The organism is Caldovatus sediminis (assembly GCF_014644455.1).
In the GTDB taxonomy this organism is placed as follows: Bacteria; Pseudomonadota; Alphaproteobacteria; order Acetobacterales; family Acetobacteraceae; genus Caldovatus; species Caldovatus sediminis.
This window is the reverse complement of record NZ_BMKS01000001.1, coordinates 357125-379377: the sequence shown is the minus strand read 5'-3', so window position 1 is coordinate 379377 and position 22253 is coordinate 357125. Positions and strand designations below refer to the sequence as shown.

Sequence of the window (22253 nt, the reverse complement as noted above, 5' to 3'; positions counted from 1 at the left end):
CGCGCGCCGCTCGCGCGCCTGCCGCTCGGCCTCCCCGGCGCGGGCGCGGAGGAGGGCGGGATCGCCGGCGGCGTCGGCGGGCAGCCGCGCCAGCAGCGCGGCGTGCGTCGCGCGGGCCCCGGCGAGCGCCTCGGCCGCATCCCGGGCCGCCGCGTCGGCGGCGGCGCGGGCGCGCTCCGCGGCGTCCGCCGCCGCCGCCTCCTCCTGCGCCCGGGCGCGCAGGGCCGGCAGCGCGCGGTCCGCGGCCTCCGCCGCGCGCAGCGCCTCCCGCGCCGCGGCGGCGCGGGCGGCGAGGGCGGCGCGGTCGGGCGGCTGCGCGAACCGCGCGGCGAGGGTCGCCCGGCGGTCCTCCGCGGCGCGGAGTGCGGCGCGCGCCTCGGCCCAGGCGGCGCGCGCGGCCTCCAGCGCCGCCTGCGCCGCCCGGTCCTCGGCCTCGGCGGCCGCGGCGTCCGGCCGCTCGCCTGCCGACGCGGTGGCGGGGCGCGGGTGGTGCGGGCTGCCGCAGACCGGGCACGGCGCGCCGGCGACCAGGGTGGCGGCGAGATGCGCCGCCTCGGCGCCGAGCAGGGCGCGGGTCGCGGCCTCCCGTGCCGCGCGCGCCGCCGCCGCGCGCGCCTGCGCCTCGGCGCCGGCCGCCTCGGCGCGGCGCAGCGCCTCGGTGCGGCCGGCCGTCTCCGCCTCGGCCTGCGCCAGGGCGCGGGCGTCCCGTTCCTCCGTCTCGGCGGCCGCCAGGGCGAGGCGATGGCGTTCGCGCTGCGCCGCGACGGTCTCCCGCTCGCGGACCGCGGCGGCCGCCGCCTCCGCCGCGGCGCGCGCCGCCGCGGCCGTCGCCACGGCCTGCTCCCGGGCGGCGTCCGCCTCGCGCGCGGCGGCCTCGGCGCGCCGCAGGGCGGCGGCGGCGGCGGCGGCGCGCCCGGCGTCCTCGGCCAGCGCGGCGAGGCGCGCGGCCTCCGCCTGCGCGGCCTGTTCGGCGGCCTCCCGCGCCGCCTCGTCGGCGAGGGCGGCGGCGGCGCGGGCCAGCGCGTCGCGCGCCGCGCCCTCGGCCTGGCGGGCACGGTCGGCCGCGGCGCGGGCCTTGGCCTCGGCCTCGGTCGCGGCGCGCAGGGCGGCGGCGGGGCCATCGAGGCGCGCGGCGCGGCGCGCGGCGGCGAGACGCGCGCGATCCGCCGCGACGGCGGGCGCCCTGGCCTCCAGCGTCGCGCGGAGGGATTCGGCCTCGGCCAGCCGGGCGAGCAGCGCCGCCGCGGCGCGCCCGGCCTCCAGCGCCGCCTGCGCGGCGCGCGCCGCCGCCTCCGCCGCCGCCTGCCGGGCCTCCGCCCGCTCGGCCTCGACCGCCAGCGCGGCGCGTGCCGCCGCGGCGGCCTCCTCGGTCTCGGCGCCCGCCTGGCCGAGCAGGACGCGGCGCCGCTCCTCGATCCGCCGCACCTCCTGCGTCGCGGCCCTGGCCTGCTCGGCGAGCGCGTCCTGGATGCGGCGGTACAGCGCGGTGCGGAACAGCGTCGCCAGGATCGCCTGGCGGTCGCCGGGCTTGGCGGTGAGCAGCTCGCGGAACCGGCCCTGGGGGAGCAGCACCACCTGGCGGAACTCCGCCGCCTTGTATCCCAGCAGCCCCTCCAGCGCCGCGCGCACCTTGTTCTCGCCCTCCGCGAGCAGCGCCGGGGCGCTCCCGTCCTCGCCGAGGCGCCACAGCGCGACCTCGCCGGGCACCGTCACCGTGCCGGCGCCCTTGAGCTTCGGCCGCTCCCAGGCCGGGCTGCGGCGGACGCGGTAGCGCGCGCCGCCCAGCGCGAAGTCGTACTCGACCAGCGTCGGCAGCCCCGGCGGCGCGTGGTGGCTGCGCAGGTGCCGCGCCTCGCGGTCGGCGCCGCTGCTCTCGCCGAACAGCGCGTAGCAGAGGCCGTCCAGGACGCTGGTCTTGCCCGCCCCGGTCGGGCCGTGGATGAGGAACAGCCGGTGTTCGCCGAGGCGGCCGAAATCGAGCTCCTGCGTGTCGCCGTAGGCGGCGAAGGCCTGCAGCCGGAGGCGCAGCGGGCGCATCGCGCGTCAGCCCTCCGCCGCCAGCGCCGCCTCGATCGCCTCGCGCGCGATCCGCCGCGCGGCGTCCGGCAGGGGGCGCGCGCGCAGCGCCAGGTGGAACTCCTCGACCAGCGCCAGCGGGTCGGCGGCGGCGCGCGCCGAGGGGCCGGCGGCGAGGGCGTCGCGGTCGAGCGTCTCGTGCCGCGCGAAGGCGAGCTCGAGCACGTTGGGATAGGCCTCGCGCAGGCGGTCCATCGCGCCCCAGACGGCGCCGGCATCGGTCAGCACCACGCGCAGCCAGTCCGCGCGGTCCTCCGGCCGCTCCATGGCGAGCACCTCGGCGAGCGTGCCCTCCACCACGCGCAGCGCGCGCTTCGGGGTCAGCGGGATCTCCTCGGTCCGCACCGCGCCCGCCGCGTCCAGCTCGACCAGCGTCACCGACTTGCGCTGCCCCGCCTCGGAGAAGGAATAGGCGAGCGGCGAGCCGGCGTAGCGGAGGCGCCCGTCCTCCCCGATCGCCTGCGGCCGGTGCAGGTGGCCGAGCGCGACGTAGTGGAACCCCGCGAACCGCGCCGGCGAGACCGCCCTGGCGCCGCCCACCTGCAGCAGCCGCTCGCTCTCGCTGGTCAGCCCGTCGGCGAGGAAGGCGTGCGCCACCATCACCATGCGCGCGCCGGGCGGGCAGGATTCGCGCAGGCGGCGGCAGATCACGGCGAAGCCGCTGTCGTGGCAGGCGACCGTCTCGTCGCCGAGCAGCTCCGCCAGCAGCAGCGGCGAGGCGTAGCCGGAGGGCAGCACCCAGACGTCGCCATGCGCGTCCGCGAAGCGGATCGGCGCGCCGAGCGCGGAGTCGGCGATGTGCAGGCCGCCCGCGCGCATCAGCCGCGCGCCGAAGGCGAGGCGCTCGGTCGCGTCGTGGTTGCCGGGGATCAGCACGGCCGGGATGCGCAGGCCGAGCACCACCTCGTGCAGGATGTCGTCGAGCAGCTCCACCGCCTCGACCGGCGGCACGGCGCGGTCGAACACGTCGCCCGCGATCAGCAGCGCGTCGGGGCGCGTCTCGCGCAGGATGTCGAGGAACTGGCCGCGCAGCAGATGCGCCTGGTCCTCGAGGAAGGAGGCGCCGGCCAGGCTGCGGCCGAGATGCCAGTCGGCGGTGTGCAGCAGGCGCACGCGAATCGGCCTCCGGCGAGCGGAACGGGAAGCGAACAGACACCGGGCGGGCGGGGTGGCGCAAGAGGGGGCCGGCCACTACCCTTCCCGGCGGCATCGCAACGGAGGAACGGCGCGCATGTACCGGATTGACGTGCTGGTGCAGGGCTATCCCGGCAAGAGCGTCTGCCACGGCGGCCTCGGCTGGAGCACCATCGCCCTGCTGCGCTCGGCGACGCGCACCGTCCTCGTGGATGTCGGCTCCTTCTCGATCCGGCCGGAGCTGAAGAGGCAGCTCGACGCGCGCGGCGTGAAGGCGGAGGGGGTGACCGACATCCTGCTCACCCATGCCCACTGGGACCACAGCGTCAACTACACGCTGTTCCCCAGGGCGACGGTCTGGATCGGCCGGACCGAGATGGACTGGGCGAGCAGGGTCCCGGTCGGCTTCAATCCGCTGCCGGAGCTCTACGTCGCCGACCTCGCGCGCTCGCCGCGGCTGCGCCTGCTCGAGCACGGGCAGGAGTTCCTCGACGGCTTCACGGCCCACGAGGCGCCGGGCCACACGCCGGGCTGCCTGCTGTTCTACCTGACCGCCAACGAGGTGCCGGTGCTGTTCACCGGCGACGCGGCGAAGAACCGCGCCGAGCTGCTCTCCCGCGCGGTGGACATGACGATGGACCAGCGCGCGAGCGAGGCCTCGCTCGACGCCATCTGGGCGCTGTGGCGCAAGGTGCCGGGCACGCTGCTGGTCCCCGGCCACGACCTCACCATGCGCCTCGGCGCCGACGGAAGGCCGGAGTACGTCGGCCAGCGCCGCGCCGGCATCAAGGCGTGGTTCGACGAGGACCTGGCGGTGACGGAGGAGTTCGACATCTCCGCCCCGAAGCTGTGAGCGCAGCGCGCGCGACGCTCTCCCGCCGGCGGGCCGGGCCGCCGCAGCGCGCCTGGGTGCGCCTGCCCTCCGGCCGCCGGCTCGACCTGCTGGCGCCGACCCCCCTCGACTGGACCGACGCCGACCTCGCCACCGGCCTCGCCCGCACCTTCCGCTGGGGCGGGCACTCCGTCTGGCCGGAGCCGCTCTCGGTCGCGCAGCACGCGCTGACCGTGCTGCACCTGCGCCGCGCCCGCGCCGGCGGCCCGCTCGGCGCGGCGGAGGCGCTGCGCGAGCTGCTGCACGACGCGGAGGAGGGGCTGATCAACTTCGACTGCATCGCGCCGCTCAAGCCCTTCCTCGGCGCGGCCTTCGCGGAGCTGCAGGAGCGCCTGCGCGCGGCGGTCGCCGCGCGCTACCGCCTGCCGCCCTGGACGGCGGAGGAGAAGCGCGCGCACAAGGCGGCCGACGTCGCGGCGGCGGCGGCGGAGGCGGTGCACGTCGCCGGCTGGAGCCGCGAGGAGGTGCGCCGCACCCTCGGCATCCGCGCCGCGGTGATCGCGGACGATCCGCTCGCCGCGGCCTATGGCGGCACGCCCTGGCGCCCCTGGCCGCCGGACCTGGCGGCGGAGCGGTTCCTCGCCGAGCTGACGCGGCTGGAGGCGGCGCGGCGGTGACGCCGGCCAAGGCCCGTTGCGGGGGCCGCGCGGCCGGCGGGCCGGCGCGAAAGGCGTCGCGCCGGGTTGAGCGGCGCGCGGCGCTGCGCGAGGCTCCTGCCGGAACCGAGAGGAGGGGTCGTCCATGAGCGTTCGAGGAAGCCCGCCGGCGCGGCTCGGCCGCCGCGCCTTCGCCGCGATGCTCGCCGCCGCCACGGCCGGCGCGGCGCGCGCCCAGACCGCCGAATCCTATCCGACCCGGCCGATCCGCTTCGTCGTCCCCTTCGGCCCCGGCGGCGCCACCGACATCCTCGCCCGCGTCTATGCCGAGCGGCTGCCGCGCCGCCTCGGCCAGCCCGTGGTGGTGGAGAACCGGCCCGGCGCCGGCGGCAACATCGGCACCGCGCAGGTGGCGCGCAGCGCGCCGGACGGCTACACGCTGCTCGCCGGCTTCTCCGGCAATTTCGCGATCAATCCGGTCCTCTACGCCAATCCGGGCTTCGACGCCGCGAACGACTTCGTCGCCGTCGCCCCCTTCGCCATCGTCCCCTCCGTGCTGCTGGTGCACCGCGACGCCCCCTGGCGGAGCCTCGGCGCGCTGATCGAGGAGGCGCGCCGGCGGCCGGGCGAGCTGTTCTTCTCCTCGCCCTCCAACGGCACGACCAACCATCTGCTCGGCGTGCTGGTGAACCAGCGCGCCGGGATCAACACCGTGCACGTCCCCCACCGCAGCGCGCCGGAGGCGGGGATGGCGGTGGCGCAGCGCGCGGTGGCGATGGGCTGGCTCAGCCTCAACACGGCGCAGCCCTTCCTGCAGGGCGGGCAGGTGCGGGTGCTGGCGATCTCCACCGGCGCGCGCTCGCCGATGCTGCCGGAGGCGCCGACCTCGGCCGAATCGGGCGGGCCGGCGTTCGACGTGCAGCCCTGGTTCGGCCTGCTCGCGCCCGCCCGCACCCCGCCCGCGATCGTGCAGGCGCTGAACGCGGCGCTGACCGAGGTGGCGAACGACCCCGAGACGCGCCGCGTGCTGGCGGCGCAGGGCGCCCAGCCGGTGCCGATGAGCGCCGCCGAGTTCGCCCGCTTCGTGCGCGAGGACATGGAGCTCTGGGCGCCGATCGTGCGCGCCTCCGGCGCGCGGGCGGACTGAGCGGCGCCGGGGCTTCATGCCGGCTCCCATCCGGTCCATCCTGCGCCCCGCATCCGGAGGACCCCTGCATGCCCGACGCCGCGCTGCCCATCGCCGGCCATCGCTTCCTCATCGTCGGCGGCGCCAGCCTGGTCGGCTCCGCCACCGCCGGCGAGCTGCTCGACCACGGCGCGGCCGAGGTGGTGCTGTTCGACAACTTCTCCTTCGGCTCGGAGCAGGCCGTCGCCCACCTGCGCGACCACCCCCGCCTGCGCCTGATCCGCGGCGACGTGATGCGCCTGCCCGACCTGCTGCGCGCCGCGGAGGGCTGCCACGGCGCCCTGCTGCTCGCCGCCTACATGACGCTCTCGATGGACCGCGACCCCTGGGGCGGTCTCGACGTCAACATCCGCGGCGTGCAGAACGCGCTCGAGGCGGCGCGCGCCAACCGGCTGCGCAAGGTCGTCTTCGCCTCCTCCAACGCGGTCTACGGCTACGGTCCCGGCGTCTCGGGCGAGCTCGTCGAGACGACGCCCTTCCACAGCCACGGCGCCCCGCCCGCCGCCATCCTCTACGGCGCCTCCAAGATCATCGGCGAGCAGCTCTGCCGCGACTATCACCGCAGGCACGGCCTCGACTACGTCGTGCTGCGCTATTCCACGGTGTATGGCGAGCGCCAGCACTACCGCGCCGCCAATGCCCTCTACATCATCGAGACCTACGACCGCATCCGCCGCGGCGAGCGCCCGCAGGTCTTCGGCGACGGCAGCGAGACCAAGCACTTCGTCTATGTCGGCGACCTCGCCCGCGCCAACCGCATGGCCTTCGAGAGCGCGGCGACCGACGTCGCGGTCAACACCTCCGGCCCGGCGCCGATCACCACGCTCGAGCTGGTGAAGCTCGTCACCGAGCTCGCCGGCGGCGGCCCCGAGCCGGAATTCGTCGGCAACGAGCCAGGCAAGGTGCGCCTGACCAGCGGCGGCGCCTTCCGCATCGCGCACGAGGAGGCCGAGCGCGTCCTCGGCTGGAAGCCGCTCGTGGACATGCGCGAGGGCCTCGACCGCCTGATCGCCTGGTTCAACAGCAACGAGGGGAAGCGCCCATGACCAGACCCGTCACCCGCCGCGCCGCGCTCGCGGGAGCCGGCCTCTCGGCGCTCGCCGCGCCGGCGATCGCGCAGACCGTGCGCTTCCCGGAGCGGCCGATCGAGATCGTCGTCGGCTTCGTCCCGGGCGGCGGCACCGACCTCGACGCGCGCGCCTATGCGCGCTTCCTCGAGCAGCGCCTCGGCGGCACCGTCGTCGTCGTCAACCGCCCCGGCGCGGGCGGCGAGGTCGCGCTCGGCTCGGTCGCCCGGGCGCGGCCCGACGGGCACACCCTCGGCACCACCAACATGCCGGGCCTGCTCACCATCCCGATCGAGCGCCAGGCGCAGTTCAAGCTCGACGACTTCGCGCCGATCGGCAACCTCGTCACCGACCCGAGCGCCATCTCCTGCCACGTGGACAGCCCCTGGCGCAGCCTCGGCGAGGTGATCGAGGAGGCGAAGCGCCGGCCGGACACCATCACCTATGCCTCGCCGGGCGTCGGCACCGACGACCACCTCCAGCTCGTGCTGCTGCAGGCGGCGACCGGGACGCGCTTCAGCCACGTCGTCTTCCAGGGCGACGCCCAGCTGCGCACCGCGCTGCTCGGCAAGCAGGTGGACCTGATAGGCCTCAACCTCGGCCCGGTGACGGCGAACCCGGACAAGATCCGCGTCCTCTCGCAGGGCGGCGCGACGCGCAGCCGCTTCCGCCAGGACGTGCCGACCCTGCGCGAGCTGGGCTACCCGGTGGAGATGGCCTCCGAGCGGGGCCTCGTCGCGCCCGCGGCGACGCCGCCCGCCATCCTCGCCCGGCTGCGCGAGGCGACGGCGGACATCGCGAAGGATCCGGAGTTCATCCGCATCCTCGAGACGCGCTTCACCGAGCCGCTGGTCGAGATCGGCGAGCCGTGGTTCGCCCGACTGCGCGCTACCGAACGCCGCTACCGCGAGCTGTGGGCCCGCGTGCCCTGGTCGGGGCGCTGACCGGCCCGGCACCGGGCCGAGGGTGAGCCCACCCGCCGCCGCGCGCCTACCGCGGCGGCGCCGGGCAGCCGGCCGGACCCCCAGGGACGCCGGCTTGGGCGTGCCGCGGAACCACCGCCCCGCGGCACGCCCGGCCTCACCGGAGGGCGGTCAGGGACCGCCCCGGAACCCGCTCAGATCTCGTCCATCCCGCCGCCGTCGTCGTAACCGCCGGCGTCCACGTCGTAGCCGTCGTCATAGCCGGCCGGACGCGCGTCCTCCTGGCCCCAGTCGCTGGACGCGGCCGGCTGCGCCTGGCTCTGCCCGCCGCCCCAGGGGGCGGCCGCGGCCTGGCCCGGATCGGTCCAGGGCGAGCCGCCGGACGGGACCTGCTCCTGCCCGAAGGCGCCGGCGGATGCGGCCTGGGCGGCGCCGCCTTGTCCCGAGAACATGCCCAGCAGCGCGTTGCCGAGCACCATGCCGCCCGCCACGCCGGCCGCGGTGGTCAGCGCGCCGGCGAGGAAGCCCGGCCCGCTCCGTCCCGGCCCGGTCCCGGCCTGCTGCAGCATCTGCGGCGTGGCGGCGCCCGGCGGCGGCCTCAGGGGCTGCGGGCGCGGCGGCATGGGCGGCGGCGCGACGGCCGCCGGCCGGCCGCCGAACAGGCCGCCGAGGAACCCGCCGCGGGCCTCTGGCGCGGCCTGCGCATGCTGGGCCTGCCGGCGGGCGTTCTCCAGCTCCCACTCCAGCTCCTGGATGCGGTTCTGCGCCTGGATCAGCGCCGCCTCGGTGACGAAGGCGAACTGCGTGATCCGGTAGCGCGCCTCGGGGTAGCGCTGGAACAGGTCGGCGATCAGGCGGTCCGCCTCAGGGTCGATCGGCGGCAGGGGCGGGCGCTGCTGGGTGCTCGGCACGCTGCCGCCTGGCCCGGCGCTGCCCTGCTGCGCGCCGCCGATCCGCTCCACGAAGGCGGTGATGATCCGCCGCTCCTCGTCGTTCATGTCAGTCCCTTCTCCGGAGCCCGGCCCGTTCCCGGCAGATGGCGTGGCCGCCCGGGGGCGGGCGGTCCGGCCCGGCCGGGCCGCGGTCCGAGTTGGCCCGGGACGGCGGGCGTTTCAAGACGATTCGCGCGCGGCGCCGTGGCGGTGGGCGGCGGGCGCATCGGATCGGTCACGCGGTGGCGTGGCCGTCGCCGATCCGCGCGGGCAGGCCGAGCCGCCGCCACTCGATGACCGGGCAGCGGTCCATGACCACGGCGACGCCGCGTCCTCGGGCGCGCGCCGCCGCCGCGTGGTCGATCACGCCGAGCTGCAGCCACACCGTCCGCGCCCCGAGGCGCACCGCCTCGTCCACCACCGCCCCCGCTTCCGCCGAGCGGCGGAACACGTCCACCATGTCGAGCGGCCCCGCCTCGGAGAGCGAGGCCACCACCCGCGCGCCGTGGATCTCCCGCCCGGCGATGCGCGGATTGACGGGGACCACCTCGTAGCCGCGGTCCACCAGGAACCGGGCGACGCCGAAGCTCGGCCGCGACGGCCGGTCGGAGGCGCCGACGACGGCGATGCGCCGGGTGCCGAGCAGGATGCGGCGGATCTCCTCGTCGCTCGGTGCGGCGGCGGCTGGGGACATGGTCGGTCGGTCTCCTGGTCGGGGGCGGCGACGGACGGCCCGGCCCGCGCCGTCGCGCCGCCGTCCTTCCGCCGCAATGGCCGGACATGACGTCGGCGCGATGCTAGCCGCCTCCCGGCGCCGGCGCACCTGCCCCCCGGCCGTCCTGCCCGCGCTCCTGCTGCTCTGCGCCCTGCTGACCGCGCTCGGCTGGTGGCTGCCGAACCGGCCCCGGGGCGGCGAGGTGCCGATGACCGCCGATCGGTTCAACTCCGTCAGCTTCGCGCCGTTCCGCCCCGGCCAGTCGCCGCTGCGCCACCGCTACCCGAGCGCCGCCGAGGTCGAGCAGGACCTGGCGCTGCTGGCCCCGCGCGTGCGCGCCATCCGCACCTATGCGAGCCTGGAGGGCGACTACGACGTCCCGGCGCTCGCCGCGCGCCACGGCCTCAGGGTCTGGCAGGGCGCCTGGCTCGGGCCCGACGCCGCGCGCAACGCGCGCGAGATCGCGCGCCTGATCGAGAGCGCCAACCGCCACCCGGAGACCGTCGAGCGCGTCGTCGTCGGCAACGAGGTGCTGCTGCGCCGCGACCTGCCGGTGGGGCACCTCGCCGCCGCGCTGGACCGCGTGCGCGCCGCCGTGCGCCAGCCCGTCACCTACGCCGACGTCTGGGAGTTCTGGGCGCAGTTCCCGCAGCTCGCCGACCACGTGGACATCGTCACCATCCACATCCTGCCCTACTGGGAGGACGAGCCGCGGGGGGTCGCGGACGCCATCGCCCATGCGCGCGAGGTGGTGCAGCGCATGCGGCGGATGTTCCCCGGCAAGCCGATCGCCATCGGCGAGGTCGGCTGGCCGAGCCGCGGCCGCTGGCGCGCCGACGCTGCGCCCTCGCGCGTCAACCAGGCGGTGTTCCTGCGCGCCTTCATCCGCCTCGCCCGCGAGGAGGGCTTCGACTACAACCTGATCGAGGCCTTCGACCAGGTGTGGAAGCACCGGCTCGAGGGCACGGTCGGCGCCGCCTGGGGGTTGTTCACCGCCGACCGACGGCCGAAGTTCCCGTTCGACGGGCCGGTGGCGGAGGACCCGGCCTGGCCGCTCCACGCGGGGCTCGCGCTGCTGCTGTCGCTCGCGCTCTGGGGCGGCACGCTGCGGGCCTTCCCGGGGCTGGACGGCGCCGCGCGGGCACGGGTCGCGGTCCTCGCCTTCGCCCTCGGCAACGCGCTGGCCTTCGCGGCCGTCGGCGCGCGGCGCGATGCGCTCGACGAGCTCCTGGCGCTCGCCGCGGCGGCGAACCTGGCGGGGCAGGGCGCGCTCGCCGCCCTGCTGCTGCGCCGCGCGGCGATGCGGCTCGCCGGCGCGCCGGTCGAGGCGCCGCGCGACGGGGCGCAGGCGACGGCGACGGTGCGGGCGCTGCTCACCGGCCGCGGGCGGGGGCTGCTGCGCGGCTGGCGGGACTTCGCGCTGGACGATCTCTCCTTCGTCTTCCTGTGGGCGGCGATGGCGCTCCAGCTCCTGCTGCTGGTGGATCCCCGCTACCGCGACTTCCCCTTCGCGGGCTTCGCCGTGCCGCTGGTCGCGGTCGCCGCGCGCGCGCTGCTGCGCGACCTGCCGCGCGGCGGCGGCGGGCGCGAGGAGCTCTGGGCGGGCGCCACGCTCGCCCTCGCGGCGCTGGGGAGCGCCGTGCGCGAGGGGCCGGCGAACCGCCAGGCGATGGGGTGGACGGTCTGCGCGCTGGTCCTCGCCGCGCCGCCGCTGCTGCGCTGCCTGCCGGCGCCGGGGCGCCGCCCGGAGAGCGAGGCGGTGCCCGCTCCGGCCGGCGGCGGCTGACAGCGAAGGGCCTCGGGACTAGGGTGGCCTCGTTCCGGTCCCCGAGCGTTCGTCCCGCCATGAACGGCGCCCCTGCGCACCACCTGTTCCTCGCCGCGCTGGTCCTCGGCACGGCGACGATGCTGCTGCCGATCTGGGCCGCATGGCCGCCGCCGGGGGACGCCGCCGCCGCGGTCGCCGCGCGCGCAAATTTCGCCGCGGGCGCGCTGTGCCTCGCCGCCGTGGCGGGCGCGACGGCCTGGCACTGGCGCCGCCAGGACGACGCCGCCCTCGCCCGCTACCGGAAATGGACGGCGATGGCGATCGGGGGCTGGGCGATCGCGTGGGCGGCGGCGAGCCTGCTCGTCCGCCCCGCCTGAGGCGCCGCCCTCGCCCTATGCCGCGGGCGGCTCCGCCCCTCGTCCCGCCGCGCCGATCCAGGCCCAGGCGCCGAGCAGCAGGCCGAGCATCCCCCAGGTGGCGTTGTAATTGGCCGTCGCCACCGCGCCGAGCGCCACCGCCGCGACGCGCACCCGGAACGGCCCGCCGAGGAAGGCCCAGAGCCCGAGCAGCAGCGCGCCGCCGCCCCAGAGCTGCCAATGCTGCAGCCAGAGCAGCGCCGCCCGCGGATGGCAGGCGAGCGGCACGGCCGCGGCGGCGCAGAGCGCGCCCCAGGCGCGCGGTTCCACGTAGATCGCGCGGTACAGCAGCATCAGGCCGAGCGCGCCCGCCGCCGCCGCCAGCCCGATCCGGTCCCGCTTCCTCATGCCGTGCCGGTGCCACGGTTTGATGGCGGCCTCAAGGCGGGTATCTGGACATCCCATGGCCGCCATCCTCCCCCTGTTCGGCTCCCGTCCGCGGGTCGCGCTGGTCCGCCTCCACGGCCTGATCGCCGCGCGGCCGACGCCGCTGGTCGCGGGCGGCCTGAACATCGCCTCGGTCGGCCCGCTGCTCGACCGCGCCTTCGCCATCCGCCGCCTCGCCGGGGTGATCCTCGCCGTCAATTCGCCCGGCGGCTCGGCGGCGCAGTCCTCGCTCATCGCGGGCCGCATCCGGCGGCTCGCCGAGGAGAAGAACCTGCCGGTGATCGCCTGCGTCGAGGACGCCGCCGCCTCCGGCGGCTACTGGCTCGCCTGCGCGGCGGACGAGATCGTCGCCGACCCGGCGAGCATCCTCGGCAGCATCGGCGTGATCAGCGCGAGCTTCGGCCTGCAGGAGGCGATCGCCCGGCTCGGCATCGAGCGGCGGGTGCGCACCGCCGGGACGGAGAAGAGCTTTCTCGACCCCTTCCGCCCCGAGGACCCGCGCGATCGCGAGCGGCTGGAGGAGCTTCTCCAGGCGCTGCACGAGGAGTTCAAGGCCTGGGTCCGGGCGCGGCGCGGCCCCCGTCTGCGGGCGCCGGAGGAGCAGCTCTTCACCGGCCGCTTCTGGACCGGCCGGCGCGCCGTCGAGCTCGGCCTCGCCGACCGCATCGGCAGCGCCGAGGGCGAGGCGAAGCGCCGCTTCGGCGAGAAGGCGCGGCTGATCCCGGTGGGCGCGCGCAGGGCGCCCTGGCCGTGGCGCCTGCTGCCGGGCGTCGGCGCGGCCCTCGCCGCGGGCGCCGGCGAGGCCCTGGCCGCGGCGATCGAGGAGCGGGCGGCCTGGGCGCGGCTCGGCCTGTAGCTGCGCTCAGCCGGCGCCGAGCGCGGCGACCTTCCGCTCGACGCGCGCGAGCAGCCACTCCACCTCCGCGATCGTCTCCGGCGTCAGCCTCGGCGCCGGCGCGCGCAGCGCCGCCGAGCCGATGATGCCGCGCCGCTGCAGCACCCATTTCCGCACCGCGAGGCCGAGCCCGGGCTGGTGCTCGTAGCGCACCAGCGGCAGGTGGGCGTCGAACAGGTCGTGCGCCGCCTCGCGCCGGCCCGCGGCGAGCAGGGCGCGCACCCGCACCAGCATCTCGGGGAAGGCGTAGCCGGTCATCACGCCGTCGCAGCCGCGCTCCAGCTCGAAGGGGAGGAACAGGCCGCCATTGCCGGAGAGGATGCTGATCCGCCGCATCCGGCCCTCGGCCTCCATCCGCCGCAGCGCCGTGATCTTGTCGAGGCCCGGCCAGTCCTCGGCCTTCAGCATGACGAGGCGCGGATCGGCCGCCGCCATGCGGCGGACCATCTCGGCGCTGATGGCGACCCCGGTGGGGAGCGGGAAGTCCTGCAGCACGAAGGGGATGTCGCCGCACGCCTCCGCCGCCTGGGCGACGTAGGAGACCACCGCGTCGTCGCCCCTCAGCCCGGCGGGCGGCGCGATCATCACCGCCGCCGCGCCGGCCTCCGCCGCGCCGCGGGCGAGGGCGCGCATGGTGGCGAAGCCGGGCGCGGAGACGCCGACCACCACGGGGACGCGCCCGTCCACCCGGCGCAGCACCCGGCGGACGAAGCGCAGCGCCTCCTCCTGGTCGAGCTTCGGCGCCTCGCCCATCACGCCGAGCAGGGTGAGGCCGCTCGCCCCGGCCGCCAGGTAGGCGTCGGTCATGCGGTCGGCGCTCGCCTCGTCGAGGGCGCCGGCCTCGGTGAAGGGGGTGGGGCAGATCACGAAGACCCCGGATGCCGTCTCGTCCAGCCGCCGCATGCCTGTCCCTCCTGCCGGCCCGCGCGACCCTAGCCGCCGGCGCCGTTCGGCGCCACCTGGCGCAGCCAGTCCTGGAGGTTGTAGTAGGTCGTCACCCGCGCGATCCGGCCCCCGCGCAGCACGAAGAACGCCCCCGCCGGCAGCCGGTAGCGCTGCCCCGCCGCCGGCGGCAGCGCGTCGTCGGTCGCGACGTAGGTGCCGAGGACGGTGAACTCCGCCGCCGCGCGCGTCCCGGTCTCGTCCACCATGACGGCGAGGTCCACCACCTGCTCGCGGTAGCAGCGGTCCATGTGGGCGAGGAAGGCGGCGAAGGCCGCGCGCCCGACCTCCCGCCCGCCCTGGTTGATGTCGTGGACCACGTCCTCGGCGAGCAGGGCCAGCATCCCCGGCCGGTCGCCGGCGTTGAACGCCTCGTAGTAGCGGCGGACCAGGGCGGCGGCGGCGTCGCGTTCGGGCAAGGGCGCGTTCCTTGCGGGGGCGGGGGGCGGCCACTATGGTGCGCCGCACCACGACGGCCGCAAGTCCGAACCATGCACGAGAGCGGGAGGCCCCCGAGCTTCCAGGACATCATCCTGCGCCTGCACGCCTTCTGGAGCGCGCAGGGCTGCCTGATCCTGCAGCCCTACGACATGGAGGTGGGCGCCGGCACCTTCCACCCCGCGACGACGCTGCGCGCGCTCGGCCCGAAGCCCTGGAACGCGGCCTATGTCCAGCCCTCCCGCCGCCCCGCGGACGGCCGCTACGGCGAGAACCCGAACCGGCTGCAGCACTATTACCAGTACCAGGTGATCCTGAAGCCCTCGCCGCCCGACCCCCAGGGCCTGCTGATCGAGAGCTACAGGGCGCTCGGCATAGATCCGCTGCTGCACGACATCCGCTTCGTCGAGGACGACTGGGAGAGCCCGACGCTCGGCGCCTGGGGCCTCGGCTGGGAGGTCTGGTGCGACGGGATGGAGGTGACGCAGTTCACCTACTTCCAGCAGGTCGGCGGCATCGCCTGCGAGGTGCCGAGCTGCGAACTCACCTACGGCCTCGAGCGCCTGGCGATGTACATCCAGGGGGTCGAGAACGTCTTCGACCTCGACTTCAACGGCCGCGGCGTGACCTACGGCGAGGTCTTCCTGCGCGCCGAGCGCGAGTTCAGCGCCTACAACTTCGAGCACGCCGACGTGCCCACCCTGTTCCGCCACTTCGAGGACGCGGAGCGGGAGTGCAACGCGCTGCTCGCGAGGGGCCTGGCGCTGCCGGCCTACGACCAGTGCATCAAGGCGAGCCACCGGTTCAACCTGCTCGACGCCCGCGGCGCGATCAGCGTCGCCGAGCGGGCGGCGTTCATCGCCCGCGTGCGGGCGCTGGCGAAGGGGTGCTGCGAGGCCTGGCTCGCGGGAGAGCGGGAAGCGGACAAGGGTCCGGAGCACGCCCCTGGTCGCTCCCCGGACCGGGGGGCGTGAGGTCAGCCGATGGCCGAACTCCTGCTCGAACTGTTCTCCGAGGAGATCCCGGCGCGGATGCAGGCGCGCGCGGCGGAGGACCTGAAGCGGCTGCTCGGCGCCGAGCTCGCGCCGCTGCTCGCCGGCCGCGCGCCGCGCGTCAGCCACGGGCCGCGGCGTCTCGCCCTGGTCGCCGAGGTCGAGCCCGCGGTCGAGACCCCGGGCAGGGAGGAGCGCGGGCCGCGCCTCGGCGCGCCCGAGAAGGCGATCGAGGGCTTCCTGCGCAAGCACGGCGCGACGCGCGAGGCGCTGAGGGAGGAGGGCGGGTTCTGGGTCCTCGCCAGGCCCGGCGAGCGGATCGAGGCCGCGGCGATGATCGCCCGCGCGGTGCCGGCCGTGCTGCGCGCCTTCCCCTGGCCGAAGTCCATGCGCTGGGGCCGCGGCGGCAGCTTCGTCTGGGTGCGGCCCCTGAAGCGCATCCTCTGCCTGCTCGACGGCGCGGTGGTGCCCTTCGACCTGCGCCATGGCGACGACGACGCGCACGGGCTGCGCAGCGGCGGCGAGACGGAGGGCCACCGCATCATGGCCCCCGGCGCCTTCGCGGTGCGGGGCGCGGCGGACTACGTCGAGGGCCTCCGCGCGCGGAAGGTGGTGGTCGAGGCGGAGGAGCGCGCGCGGATCATCCGCGAGGGCGTCGCGCGCCTCGCCGCCGCCGAGGGCTTCGAGGTGGTGCCCGACGAGGGGCTGCTCGCCGAGGTCGCCGGCCTCGTCGAATGGCCGGTGCCGCTGCTCGGGCGCATCGACGACGCCTTCATGGACCTGCCGCCGGAGGTGATGCGCACGACGATGCGCGTCAACCAGCGCTACTTCGCGCTGCGCACGCCGGAGGGCCGCGCCGCGCCGCGCTTCGCCGTGGTGGCGAACGTCGAGGCGCGCGACGGCGGCGCGGCGATCGTCGCCGGCAACGAGCGCGTGCTGCGCGCGCGCCTCTCCGACGCGCGGTTCTTCTGGGACCAGGACCGCAAGGAGCGGCTGGAGAGCCGGCTGCCGAAGCTGGACGGGGTGGTGTTCCATGCCGGGCTCGGCTCGCTGGGCGAGCGGGTGCGGCGGCTGGAGCGGCTGGCGCGGGTGATCGCGCCGCAGGTTGGCGCCGACCCTGTGCTGGCGGCGCGCGCGGCGCGGCTCGCCAAGGCCGACCTGGCGAGCGGGATGGTCGGCGAGTTCCCCGAGCTGCAGGGGGTGATGGGCCGCTACTACGCGCTGCACGACGGCGAGGACGCGCGCGTGGCGGAGGCGATCGCGGCCCACTACCGGCCGCTCGGCCCGAACGACGCGGTGCCGGACGAGCCGGTGGCGATCGCGGTGGCGCTCGCCGACAAGCTCGACCAGCTGGTCGGGTTCTTCGCGGTCGGAGAGAAGCCGACCGGATCGGGCGATCCCTTCGCGCTGCGGCGCGCCGCCCTCGGCGTGATCCGCATCGTGCGGGAGAACGGCCTGCGGCTGCCCCTGTTCGGGATCCTCGACGCCGCGCGGCGGGGGATCGAGCGGAGCCTCGCGGAGGCGCGGCGCGAGCGCGCCGTGATCGTCGTGCCGAACCCGGACCACGAGATCGTGCGCGAGGTGCGCCCGGAGACGGTCGAGGTCTACGACTTCCTCACCGAACGCCTGCGCGTGCAGCTCCGCGCCGAGGGCATGCGCCACGACGTGGTCAGCGCCGTCCTCGGCGCCGTGCGGGACGACGACCTCAACCGCCTGCTGCGTCGCGCCGATGCGGTGCGCCGCTTCCTCGAGTCCGAGGACGGCGCCAACCTGCTGGTCGCCTACCGCCGCGCCGCCAACATCCTCCGCATCGAGGAGCGCAAGGACGGGCACGCCTACGACACCGGCTACGAGCGCCACCTCCTCAAGGCGCCGGAGGAGGAGGCGCTGGCCGAGGCGCTGGAGACCGCCGCCCGCCGCGTCGAGCTCGACCTCGAGGCCGAGGACTTCGAGCGCGCGATGGACAACCTCGCCGCGCTGCGCGGCCCGGTGGACGCCTTCTTCGACCGCGTCACGGTCAACGATCCGGCGCCGGAACTGCGCCGCAACCGCCTGCGTCTGCTCGCCAGGCTGCGCGCCGTGATGGACGCCGTGGCCGACTTCTCGAAGGTCGAAGGCTGACAGGGCCAGCCGCGCGGCGCCGCGCGCGCCGGGCGCGGATCGCCCCGCACACGGAGAGAGGGGGAACCCCGATGACCAAGTGGGTGTACAGCTTCGGCGCCGGCCTCAACGAGGGCCGCGCCGACATGCGCGACCTCCTCGGCGGCAAGGGCGCCAACCTCGCCGAGATGGCCGCGATCGGCCTGCCCGTCCCGCCCGGCTTCACCATCACCACCGAGGTCTGCGCCTACTACTACGCGCACGAGCGGCGGTACCCCGAGGACCTCCGCGGCCAGGTCGAGGCCGCGCTGCGCCGCGTCGAGGAGGCGGTCGGCGCGCGCTTCGGCGACCACGCGAAGCCGCTCCTCGTCTCGGTCCGCTCCGGCGCGCGCGTCTCGATGCCCGGCATGATGGACACGGTGCTCAACCTCGGCCTCAACGACGCGACGGTGGACGGCCTCGCGCAGAATGCGGGCGATTCCCGCTTCGCCTGGGACAGCTACCGCCGCTTCATCCAGATGTACGGCTCCGTCGTCCTCGGCGTGGACCACCACCGCTTCGAGGAGATCATCGAGCACGCGAAGATCGACAAGGGCGTGGTCGAGGACACCGAGCTCGACGCGCAGGACTGGCACCGCGTCGTCGCCGGCTACAAGGACATGGTGGAGGAGGTCACCGGCCGGCCCTTCCCGCAGGACCCGGAGGCGCAGCTCTGGGGCGCGATCGGCGCGGTGTTCGGCTCGTGGATGAACCAGCGCGCCATCACCTACCGCCGGCTGCACGACATCCCGGAGGAGTGGGGCACCGCGGTCAACGTCCAGGCCATGGTCTTCGGCAACATGGGCGAGGACTGCGCCACCGGCGTCTGCTTCACCCGCGACCCCTCGACCGGCGAGAACGTCTTCTACGGCGAGTACCTGATCAACGCCCAGGGCGAGGACGTCGTCGCCGGCATCCGCACGCCGCAGCCGATCCTCAAGGCGCGCGCCAAGCCCGGCGAGCGCAGCATGGAGGAGGCGATGCCGGAGGCCTTCGCCGAGCTGCTGCGCGTGCGCGGGACGCTGGAGCGCCACTACCGCGACATGCAGGACATCGAGTTCACGGTGCAGCGCGGCCGGCTCTACATGCTGCAGACGAGGAACGGCAAGCGCACCGCCGCGGCGAGCCTCAAGATCGCCGTGGACATGGCGCGCGAGGGGCTGATCGACGAGCGCGAGGCGGTCTCCCGCGTCAACCCCGCCGCGCTCGACCAGCTCCTCCATCCCACCCTCGACCCCAAGGCGCCGCGCACGCTGCTCGCCAAGGGCCTGCCCGCCTCGCCGGGCGCGGCCTGCGGCGTCGTCGTGTTCTCGGCCGACGAGGCGGAGGCGCGCGCGCAGAAGGGCGAGAGCGTCATCCTGGTGCGCGTCGAGACCTCGCCCGAGGACATCCACGGGATGCACGCCGCCAAGGGCATCCTGACGACGCGCGGCGGCATGACCAGCCACGCCGCGGTGGTGGCGCGCGGCATGGGCCGCCCCTGCGTCGCCGGCGCGGGCGGCATCACCGTGGACTACAGCGCGCAGACCATGATGTCCGGCGGCCAGGTGGTGCAGGCCGGCGAGACCATCACCCTCGACGGCTCGACCGGCGAGGTCTTCGTCGGCAGCGTGCCGATGATCGAGCCGCAGCTCTCCGGCGACTTCGCGACGCTGATGGAGTGGGCCGACCGGGTCCGGCGCCTGCGCGTGCGCGCCAACGCCGAGACGCCGACCGACGCCGAGACCGCGCGCCGCTTCGGCGCCGAGGGCATCGGTCTCTGCCGCACCGAGCACATGTTCTTCGACCCCGAGCGGATCGGCGCCGTGCGGCAGATGATCATGGCCGAGAGCGAGGGCGGCCGCCGCGACGCGCTCGCCCGCCTGCTCCCCTTCCAGCGCCGGGACTTCGTGGACCTGTTCCGCATCATGGCGGGCCTGCCGGTCACCATCCGCCTGCTCGACCCGCCGCTGCACGAGTTCCTCCCGCACGGCGAGCACGAGCTCGAGGAGGTCGCCGCCGCCCTCGGCACCGACGTCGCGCGGATGCGCCGGCGCGCCGCCGAGCTCTCGGAGGCGAACCCGATGCTCGGCCACCGCGGCTGCCGCCTCGGCATCACCTTCCCCGAGATCTACGAGATGCAGGCCCGCGCCATCTTCGAGGCCGCGGCCCAGATCGGCAAGGAGACGCACAACGCCCCGCTGCCGGAGATCATGATCCCGCTGGTCGCCACGCGCCGCGAGCTGGAGATCACCCGCACCATCGTGGACAAGGCCGCGCAGGAGGTCTTCGCGGAGCAGGGCTACCACGTGCCCTACAGCGTCGGCACCATGATCGAGCTGCCGCGCGCGGCGCTGACCGCCGACGCCATCGCCGAGGCCGCGGACTTCTTCTCCTTCGGCACCAACGACCTCACCCAGACCACCTTCGGCCTCTCCCGCGACGACGCCGGCAAGTTCCTGCCCCTCTACGTCGAGAAGGGCATCCTGCCGAAGGACCCCTTCGTCAGCCTGGACGCGGAGGGCGTCGGCGCCCTGGTCCGCATGGCGAGCGAGAAGGGGCGCGGCGTGAGGCCCGACCTCAAGCTCGGCATCTGCGGCGAGCATGGCGGCGACCCGGCCTCGATCCGGTTCTGCGAGGAGATCGGGCTCGACTACGTCTCCTGCTCGCCCTACCGGGTGCCCGTGGCGCGCCTCGCCGCGGCCCAGGCGGCGCTCTCCGGAGGGGGCGTGGACCGCACCGCCTGAGGCGGCCGCGCCGAGAGGCCCGCGCCGGCCGGCCGGAGGCGGTCGCGCCCTGCCGCGTCGTCCTCGCCGGCGGCGGGCCCGGCAGCGGCACGAGCGGCCGGGCGCCGCCCCCGAACGGCGGCATGGCGGTGAAGGGGCGGGGGGGGGAAGGAGCCGCCACGCGGCGTCGCTGCCGGAGGCCGCTAGATCCAGCGGCGCACGCGTGCCGCATACGCCTCGTACGCCGCGCCGAAGCGCCGGCGCAGGTAGCGCTCCTCGCGCGGCACCACGAGGCGGTCGAGCGCCAGGAAGGCGAGGGCGACCGCGAGCCATCCCCACAGGCTGCCCCAGCGCAGGGCGAGGCCCGCGCTGAAGACCAGGAAGCCGAGATAGATCGGATTGCGGCTGGACCGGAACGGCCCGGACTCGATCAGCACGCGATCCGGCCGATCGGGCCGCGGATCCGTCCGCGCCCGCAGCATCAGCGCCAGCGCCCAGCCCGCCAGCGCGACGCCGAGGCCCATGACGATCAGCCCGGCCAGCCGCAGCGGCGCGGCCAGCGGCAGCGGGAAGGCGAGGTCCAGCAGCCAGGCGAGGACCAGCAGCGCGCCGACGATCGCGGGCGGCGGCACGACCACACCGGGGCCGCGATCCGTCGTGCCCCCCGGCGCGGTCACGGCGCGGCGGCCCGGCGCGGAGGGGCGCCGCCCGGCGCGTCCGCGATCCGGCCCCTGCGCGCCCAGGACCGCACCGGCGGTTCCCGATCAGGCCGCGTCGCGCGCCGGGAGGCGCATCCAGCCGGGGATGCGGGGCGTGATCCGCGCCGCGCCGCAGGCCAGCGCCTCGCCCCGCGCGATCGCCTCCAGGCGCAGCAGCGCGAGCCCGCGGTTCCCGCGCCCGGAGCGCATCTCCCCCCGCTCCACGCCATCGGGGGCGAGCACCGGAGTGCCGCGGGCCGGCAGCGGGCCCTCCTCGACCGTCACCGGCACCAGGCGCCGCTTCACCAGGCCGCGGTAGCGGGTGCGCGCCGTCAGCTCCTGCCCCAAGTAGCAGCCCTTGGTCCAGGAGACGCCGTTCAGCTCGTCGAACCCGGCCTCGAGCAGGACCGTCCTCTCCGCCTCGAGGTCGCGCGAGCCGTCCGGCAGGCCGAGCGCCAGCCGGTGGAGGTCCCAGTCCTCCCACGCGGCGTCGGCCGGCGGCGGCGCGGAGCCGGCCGGCACCAGGAGCCGCCAGCCCGCCTCCGGCAGCCGCGGGTCGGGCGCCGCCAGCGCCTGGCCGGGCGGCGGCGCGGTCGCGCCCCAGCCGGCCAGCACCACGAAGGCCTCGCTGGCATCGCGCAGGGCCACGCGCGCGCGCAGCCGGAACCGGCCGAGCCGCTGCACCAGCATGGCCGCCTGCGCCCGCTCGCAGTCCAGGAGCAGCCGCCCGTCCCCGGCATCGAGGACGAAGAAGTCCGCCAGCCACTTGCCCTGGGGCGTGAGCAGCGCGGCCCACGCCGCGCGGCCCGGCGCGGCGAGCGTGACGTCGTTGGACACCAGGCCCTGGAGGAAGGCGATCCGGTCCTCGCCCGCGACCTCCACGACCCCGCGGTCCGGCAACGGGGCGATCGGCATGCGCAACAGGTGTGGCGCCCGCCCGGCGGGCGCAAGCGCCCCGGCGGGGATGCGGCGGCGAACCGCAGAAAGCATGTGTCAGGACTCACTTTTCAGGCTTGAAGCGGCGAAAGCAAGGCGTTAGCTTCGCGCCGTCCGGGGAGCCGCCCAGCCAGCATGTCCTTCCGCCCATGATCACCGCGGCGCAGATGCGCGCGGCCCGCGCGCTGCTCGGCATGGACCAGCGACGCCTCGCCGAGCTTTCGGGCCTCTCGCTGCCGACGATCCAGCGCATGGAGGCGAGCGAGGGGGTGATCCGCGGCAATGTGGACTCGCTGATGAAGCTCGTCGCCGCACTCGACGCCGCCGGCGTGCAGCTGATCGCCGAGGGCGCGGTGAGCCCCGGCGGCGGCCGCGGCGTGCGGCTGAAGGGCTGAAGGCCCCGTGGCGACCCCGGC

Annotated in this window: 21 protein-coding genes; 12 read left to right on the top strand and 9 right to left on the bottom strand. The window is 76.2% G+C overall.

Annotation, left to right across the window (positions count from 1 at the left end):
• On the bottom strand, positions 1-2037 hold a 2037-nt coding region (locus IEX99_RS01790; RefSeq protein WP_188897803.1), incomplete at its 3' end, for an AAA family ATPase.
• Between the two features lie 6 nt (positions 2038-2043).
• On the bottom strand, positions 2044-3189 hold the full coding sequence (locus tag IEX99_RS01785; RefSeq protein ID WP_188897800.1) for an exonuclease SbcCD subunit D: 1146 nt from the start codon (positions 3187-3189) through the stop codon (positions 2044-2046).
• A gap of 118 nt (positions 3190-3307) precedes the next feature.
• On the opposite strand from IEX99_RS01785, the gene IEX99_RS01780 reads away from it, so the two are divergent.
• The 5 genes from IEX99_RS01780 to IEX99_RS01760 all read left to right on the top strand — a co-directional run bounded on the left by IEX99_RS01780 (position 3308) and on the right by IEX99_RS01760 (position 7895).
• Positions 3308-4063: an MBL fold metallo-hydrolase gene (locus tag IEX99_RS01780; RefSeq protein ID WP_188897798.1), complete on the top strand. Its 756-nt coding sequence runs from the start codon at positions 3308-3310 to the stop codon at positions 4061-4063.
• Positions 4060-4719 carry an HD family hydrolase gene (locus IEX99_RS01775; RefSeq protein ID WP_229677740.1) on the top strand — a complete coding sequence of 220 codons (660 nt, stop codon included), beginning with the start codon at positions 4060-4062 and terminating at the stop codon, positions 4717-4719. Before IEX99_RS01780 ends, IEX99_RS01775 begins: the two co-directional genes overlap by 4 nt.
• Before the next feature lie 124 nt (positions 4720-4843).
• Positions 4844-5845 (top strand): Bug family tripartite tricarboxylate transporter substrate binding protein, encoded by a 1002-nt coding sequence (locus IEX99_RS01770; RefSeq protein WP_188897796.1) that lies wholly within the window; start codon positions 4844-4846, stop codon positions 5843-5845.
• Positions 5846-5913: 68 nt separating this feature from the next.
• Entirely contained in the window at positions 5914-6930 is a 1017-nt protein-coding gene (locus tag IEX99_RS01765) for an NAD-dependent epimerase/dehydratase family protein (protein WP_188897794.1), read from the top strand.
• Positions 6927-7895, top strand: a complete 969-nt coding sequence (locus IEX99_RS01760) for a tripartite tricarboxylate transporter substrate binding protein (RefSeq protein ID WP_188897792.1) — start codon at positions 6927-6929, stop codon at positions 7893-7895. Before IEX99_RS01765 ends, IEX99_RS01760 begins: the two co-directional genes overlap by 4 nt.
• Positions 7896-8068: 173 nt before the next feature.
• Here IEX99_RS01760 and IEX99_RS01755 read toward each other — a convergent pair whose 3' ends face one another.
• Both IEX99_RS01755 and IEX99_RS01750 read right to left on the bottom strand, forming a co-directional pair.
• Positions 8069-8872, bottom strand: coding sequence for a DUF2076 domain-containing protein (locus tag IEX99_RS01755; protein WP_188897790.1), 804 nt, complete (start codon positions 8870-8872; stop codon positions 8069-8071).
• Positions 8873-9041: 169 nt separating this feature from the next.
• On the bottom strand, positions 9042-9500 hold the full coding sequence (locus tag IEX99_RS01750) for a CoA-binding protein (RefSeq protein ID WP_188897788.1): 459 nt from the start codon (positions 9498-9500) through the stop codon (positions 9042-9044).
• Positions 9501-9600: 100 nt separating this feature from the next.
• On the opposite strand from IEX99_RS01750, the gene IEX99_RS01745 reads away from it, so the two are divergent.
• Positions 9601-11307, top strand: coding sequence for a glycoside hydrolase family 17 protein (locus tag IEX99_RS01745; RefSeq protein ID WP_188897786.1), 1707 nt, complete (start codon positions 9601-9603; stop codon positions 11305-11307).
• Positions 11308-11366: 59 nt separating this feature from the next.
• Positions 11367-11666 (top strand): hypothetical protein, encoded by a 300-nt coding sequence (locus IEX99_RS01740; RefSeq protein WP_188897784.1) that lies wholly within the window; start codon positions 11367-11369, stop codon positions 11664-11666.
• A gap of 15 nt (positions 11667-11681) precedes the next feature.
• On the opposite strand, the gene IEX99_RS01735 is transcribed toward IEX99_RS01740, so the two are convergent.
• Positions 11682-12053, bottom strand: coding sequence for a hypothetical protein (locus IEX99_RS01735; RefSeq protein ID WP_188897782.1), 372 nt, complete (start codon positions 12051-12053; stop codon positions 11682-11684).
• 55 nt (positions 12054-12108) lie between these two features.
• On the opposite strand from IEX99_RS01735, the gene IEX99_RS01730 reads away from it, so the two are divergent.
• The gene (locus tag IEX99_RS01730) at positions 12109-12948 is read left to right on the top strand and encodes a S49 family peptidase (protein ID WP_188897780.1); all 840 of its coding nucleotides are present in this window, start codon (positions 12109-12111) and stop codon (positions 12946-12948) included.
• Positions 12949-12954: 6 nt separating this feature from the next.
• Here IEX99_RS01730 and IEX99_RS01725 read toward each other — a convergent pair whose 3' ends face one another.
• Both IEX99_RS01725 and IEX99_RS01720 read right to left on the bottom strand, forming a co-directional pair.
• Positions 12955-13890: a dihydrodipicolinate synthase family protein gene (locus tag IEX99_RS01725; RefSeq protein WP_188897778.1), complete on the bottom strand. Its 936-nt coding sequence runs from the start codon at positions 13888-13890 to the stop codon at positions 12955-12957.
• Between the two features lie 29 nt (positions 13891-13919).
• Entirely contained in the window at positions 13920-14348 is a 429-nt protein-coding gene (locus IEX99_RS01720) for a ketosteroid isomerase-related protein (protein WP_188897775.1), read from the bottom strand.
• Between the two features lie 72 nt (positions 14349-14420).
• On the opposite strand from IEX99_RS01720, the gene IEX99_RS01715 reads away from it, so the two are divergent.
• From IEX99_RS01715 to ppdK, 3 genes are all read left to right on the top strand, one after another.
• Positions 14421-15341: a glycine--tRNA ligase subunit alpha gene (locus IEX99_RS01715; RefSeq protein WP_188897773.1), complete on the top strand. Its 921-nt coding sequence runs from the start codon at positions 14421-14423 to the stop codon at positions 15339-15341.
• Between the two features lie 9 nt (positions 15342-15350).
• Positions 15351-17480 (top strand): glycine--tRNA ligase subunit beta, encoded by a 2130-nt coding sequence (glyS, locus tag IEX99_RS01710; RefSeq protein ID WP_188897771.1) that lies wholly within the window; start codon positions 15351-15353, stop codon positions 17478-17480.
• Between the two features lie 71 nt (positions 17481-17551).
• The gene (gene ppdK, locus IEX99_RS01705; protein ID WP_188897769.1) at positions 17552-20224 is read left to right on the top strand and encodes a pyruvate, phosphate dikinase; all 2673 of its coding nucleotides are present in this window, start codon (positions 17552-17554) and stop codon (positions 20222-20224) included.
• A 182-nt stretch (positions 20225-20406) separates the two neighbouring features.
• Here the strand turns inward: ppdK and IEX99_RS01700 are convergent, their stop codons facing one another.
• Positions 20407-20841, bottom strand: coding sequence for a methyltransferase family protein (locus IEX99_RS01700; protein ID WP_188897767.1), 435 nt, complete (start codon positions 20839-20841; stop codon positions 20407-20409).
• Positions 20842-20967: 126 nt separating this feature from the next.
• Entirely contained in the window at positions 20968-21816 is an 849-nt protein-coding gene (gene ygfZ, locus IEX99_RS01695; protein WP_188897765.1) for a CAF17-like 4Fe-4S cluster assembly/insertion protein YgfZ, read from the bottom strand.
• A gap of 170 nt (positions 21817-21986) precedes the next feature.
• Here ygfZ and IEX99_RS01690 point away from each other — a divergent pair, with 170 nt between their 5' ends.
• On the top strand, positions 21987-22232 hold the full coding sequence (locus IEX99_RS01690; RefSeq protein WP_188897763.1) for a helix-turn-helix domain-containing protein: 246 nt from the start codon (positions 21987-21989) through the stop codon (positions 22230-22232).
• Positions 22233-22253 lie beyond the last annotated feature (21 nt).

Coding starts and splice junctions, on each gene's coding strand:
- IEX99_RS01780 (WP_188897798.1), top strand. CDS start 3,308: ATGTACCGGATTGACGTGCTGGTGCAGGGCTATCCCGGCAAGAGCGTC.
- IEX99_RS01770 (WP_188897796.1), top strand. CDS start 4,844: ATGAGCGTTCGAGGAAGCCCGCCGGCGCGGCTCGGCCGCCGCGCCTTC.
- IEX99_RS01765 (WP_188897794.1), top strand. CDS start 5,914: ATGCCCGACGCCGCGCTGCCCATCGCCGGCCATCGCTTCCTCATCGTC.
- IEX99_RS01760 (WP_188897792.1), top strand. CDS start 6,927: ATGACCAGACCCGTCACCCGCCGCGCCGCGCTCGCGGGAGCCGGCCTC.
- IEX99_RS01755 (WP_188897790.1), bottom strand. CDS start 8,872: ATGAACGACGAGGAGCGGCGGATCATCACCGCCTTCGTGGAGCGGATC.
- IEX99_RS01750 (WP_188897788.1), bottom strand. CDS start 9,500: ATGTCCCCAGCCGCCGCCGCACCGAGCGACGAGGAGATCCGCCGCATC.
- IEX99_RS01745 (WP_188897786.1), top strand. CDS start 9,601: ATGCTAGCCGCCTCCCGGCGCCGGCGCACCTGCCCCCCGGCCGTCCTG.
- IEX99_RS01740 (WP_188897784.1), top strand. CDS start 11,367: ATGAACGGCGCCCCTGCGCACCACCTGTTCCTCGCCGCGCTGGTCCTC.
- IEX99_RS01735 (WP_188897782.1), bottom strand. CDS start 12,053: ATGAGGAAGCGGGACCGGATCGGGCTGGCGGCGGCGGCGGGCGCGCTC.
- IEX99_RS01730 (WP_188897780.1), top strand. CDS start 12,109: ATGGCCGCCATCCTCCCCCTGTTCGGCTCCCGTCCGCGGGTCGCGCTG.
- IEX99_RS01725 (WP_188897778.1), bottom strand. CDS start 13,890: ATGCGGCGGCTGGACGAGACGGCATCCGGGGTCTTCGTGATCTGCCCC.
- IEX99_RS01715 (WP_188897773.1), top strand. CDS start 14,421: ATGCACGAGAGCGGGAGGCCCCCGAGCTTCCAGGACATCATCCTGCGC.
- glyS (WP_188897771.1), top strand. CDS start 15,351: ATGGCCGAACTCCTGCTCGAACTGTTCTCCGAGGAGATCCCGGCGCGG.
- ppdK (WP_188897769.1), top strand. CDS start 17,552: ATGACCAAGTGGGTGTACAGCTTCGGCGCCGGCCTCAACGAGGGCCGC.
- ygfZ (WP_188897765.1), bottom strand. CDS start 21,816: ATGCCGATCGCCCCGTTGCCGGACCGCGGGGTCGTGGAGGTCGCGGGC.
- IEX99_RS01690 (WP_188897763.1), top strand. CDS start 21,987: ATGATCACCGCGGCGCAGATGCGCGCGGCCCGCGCGCTGCTCGGCATG.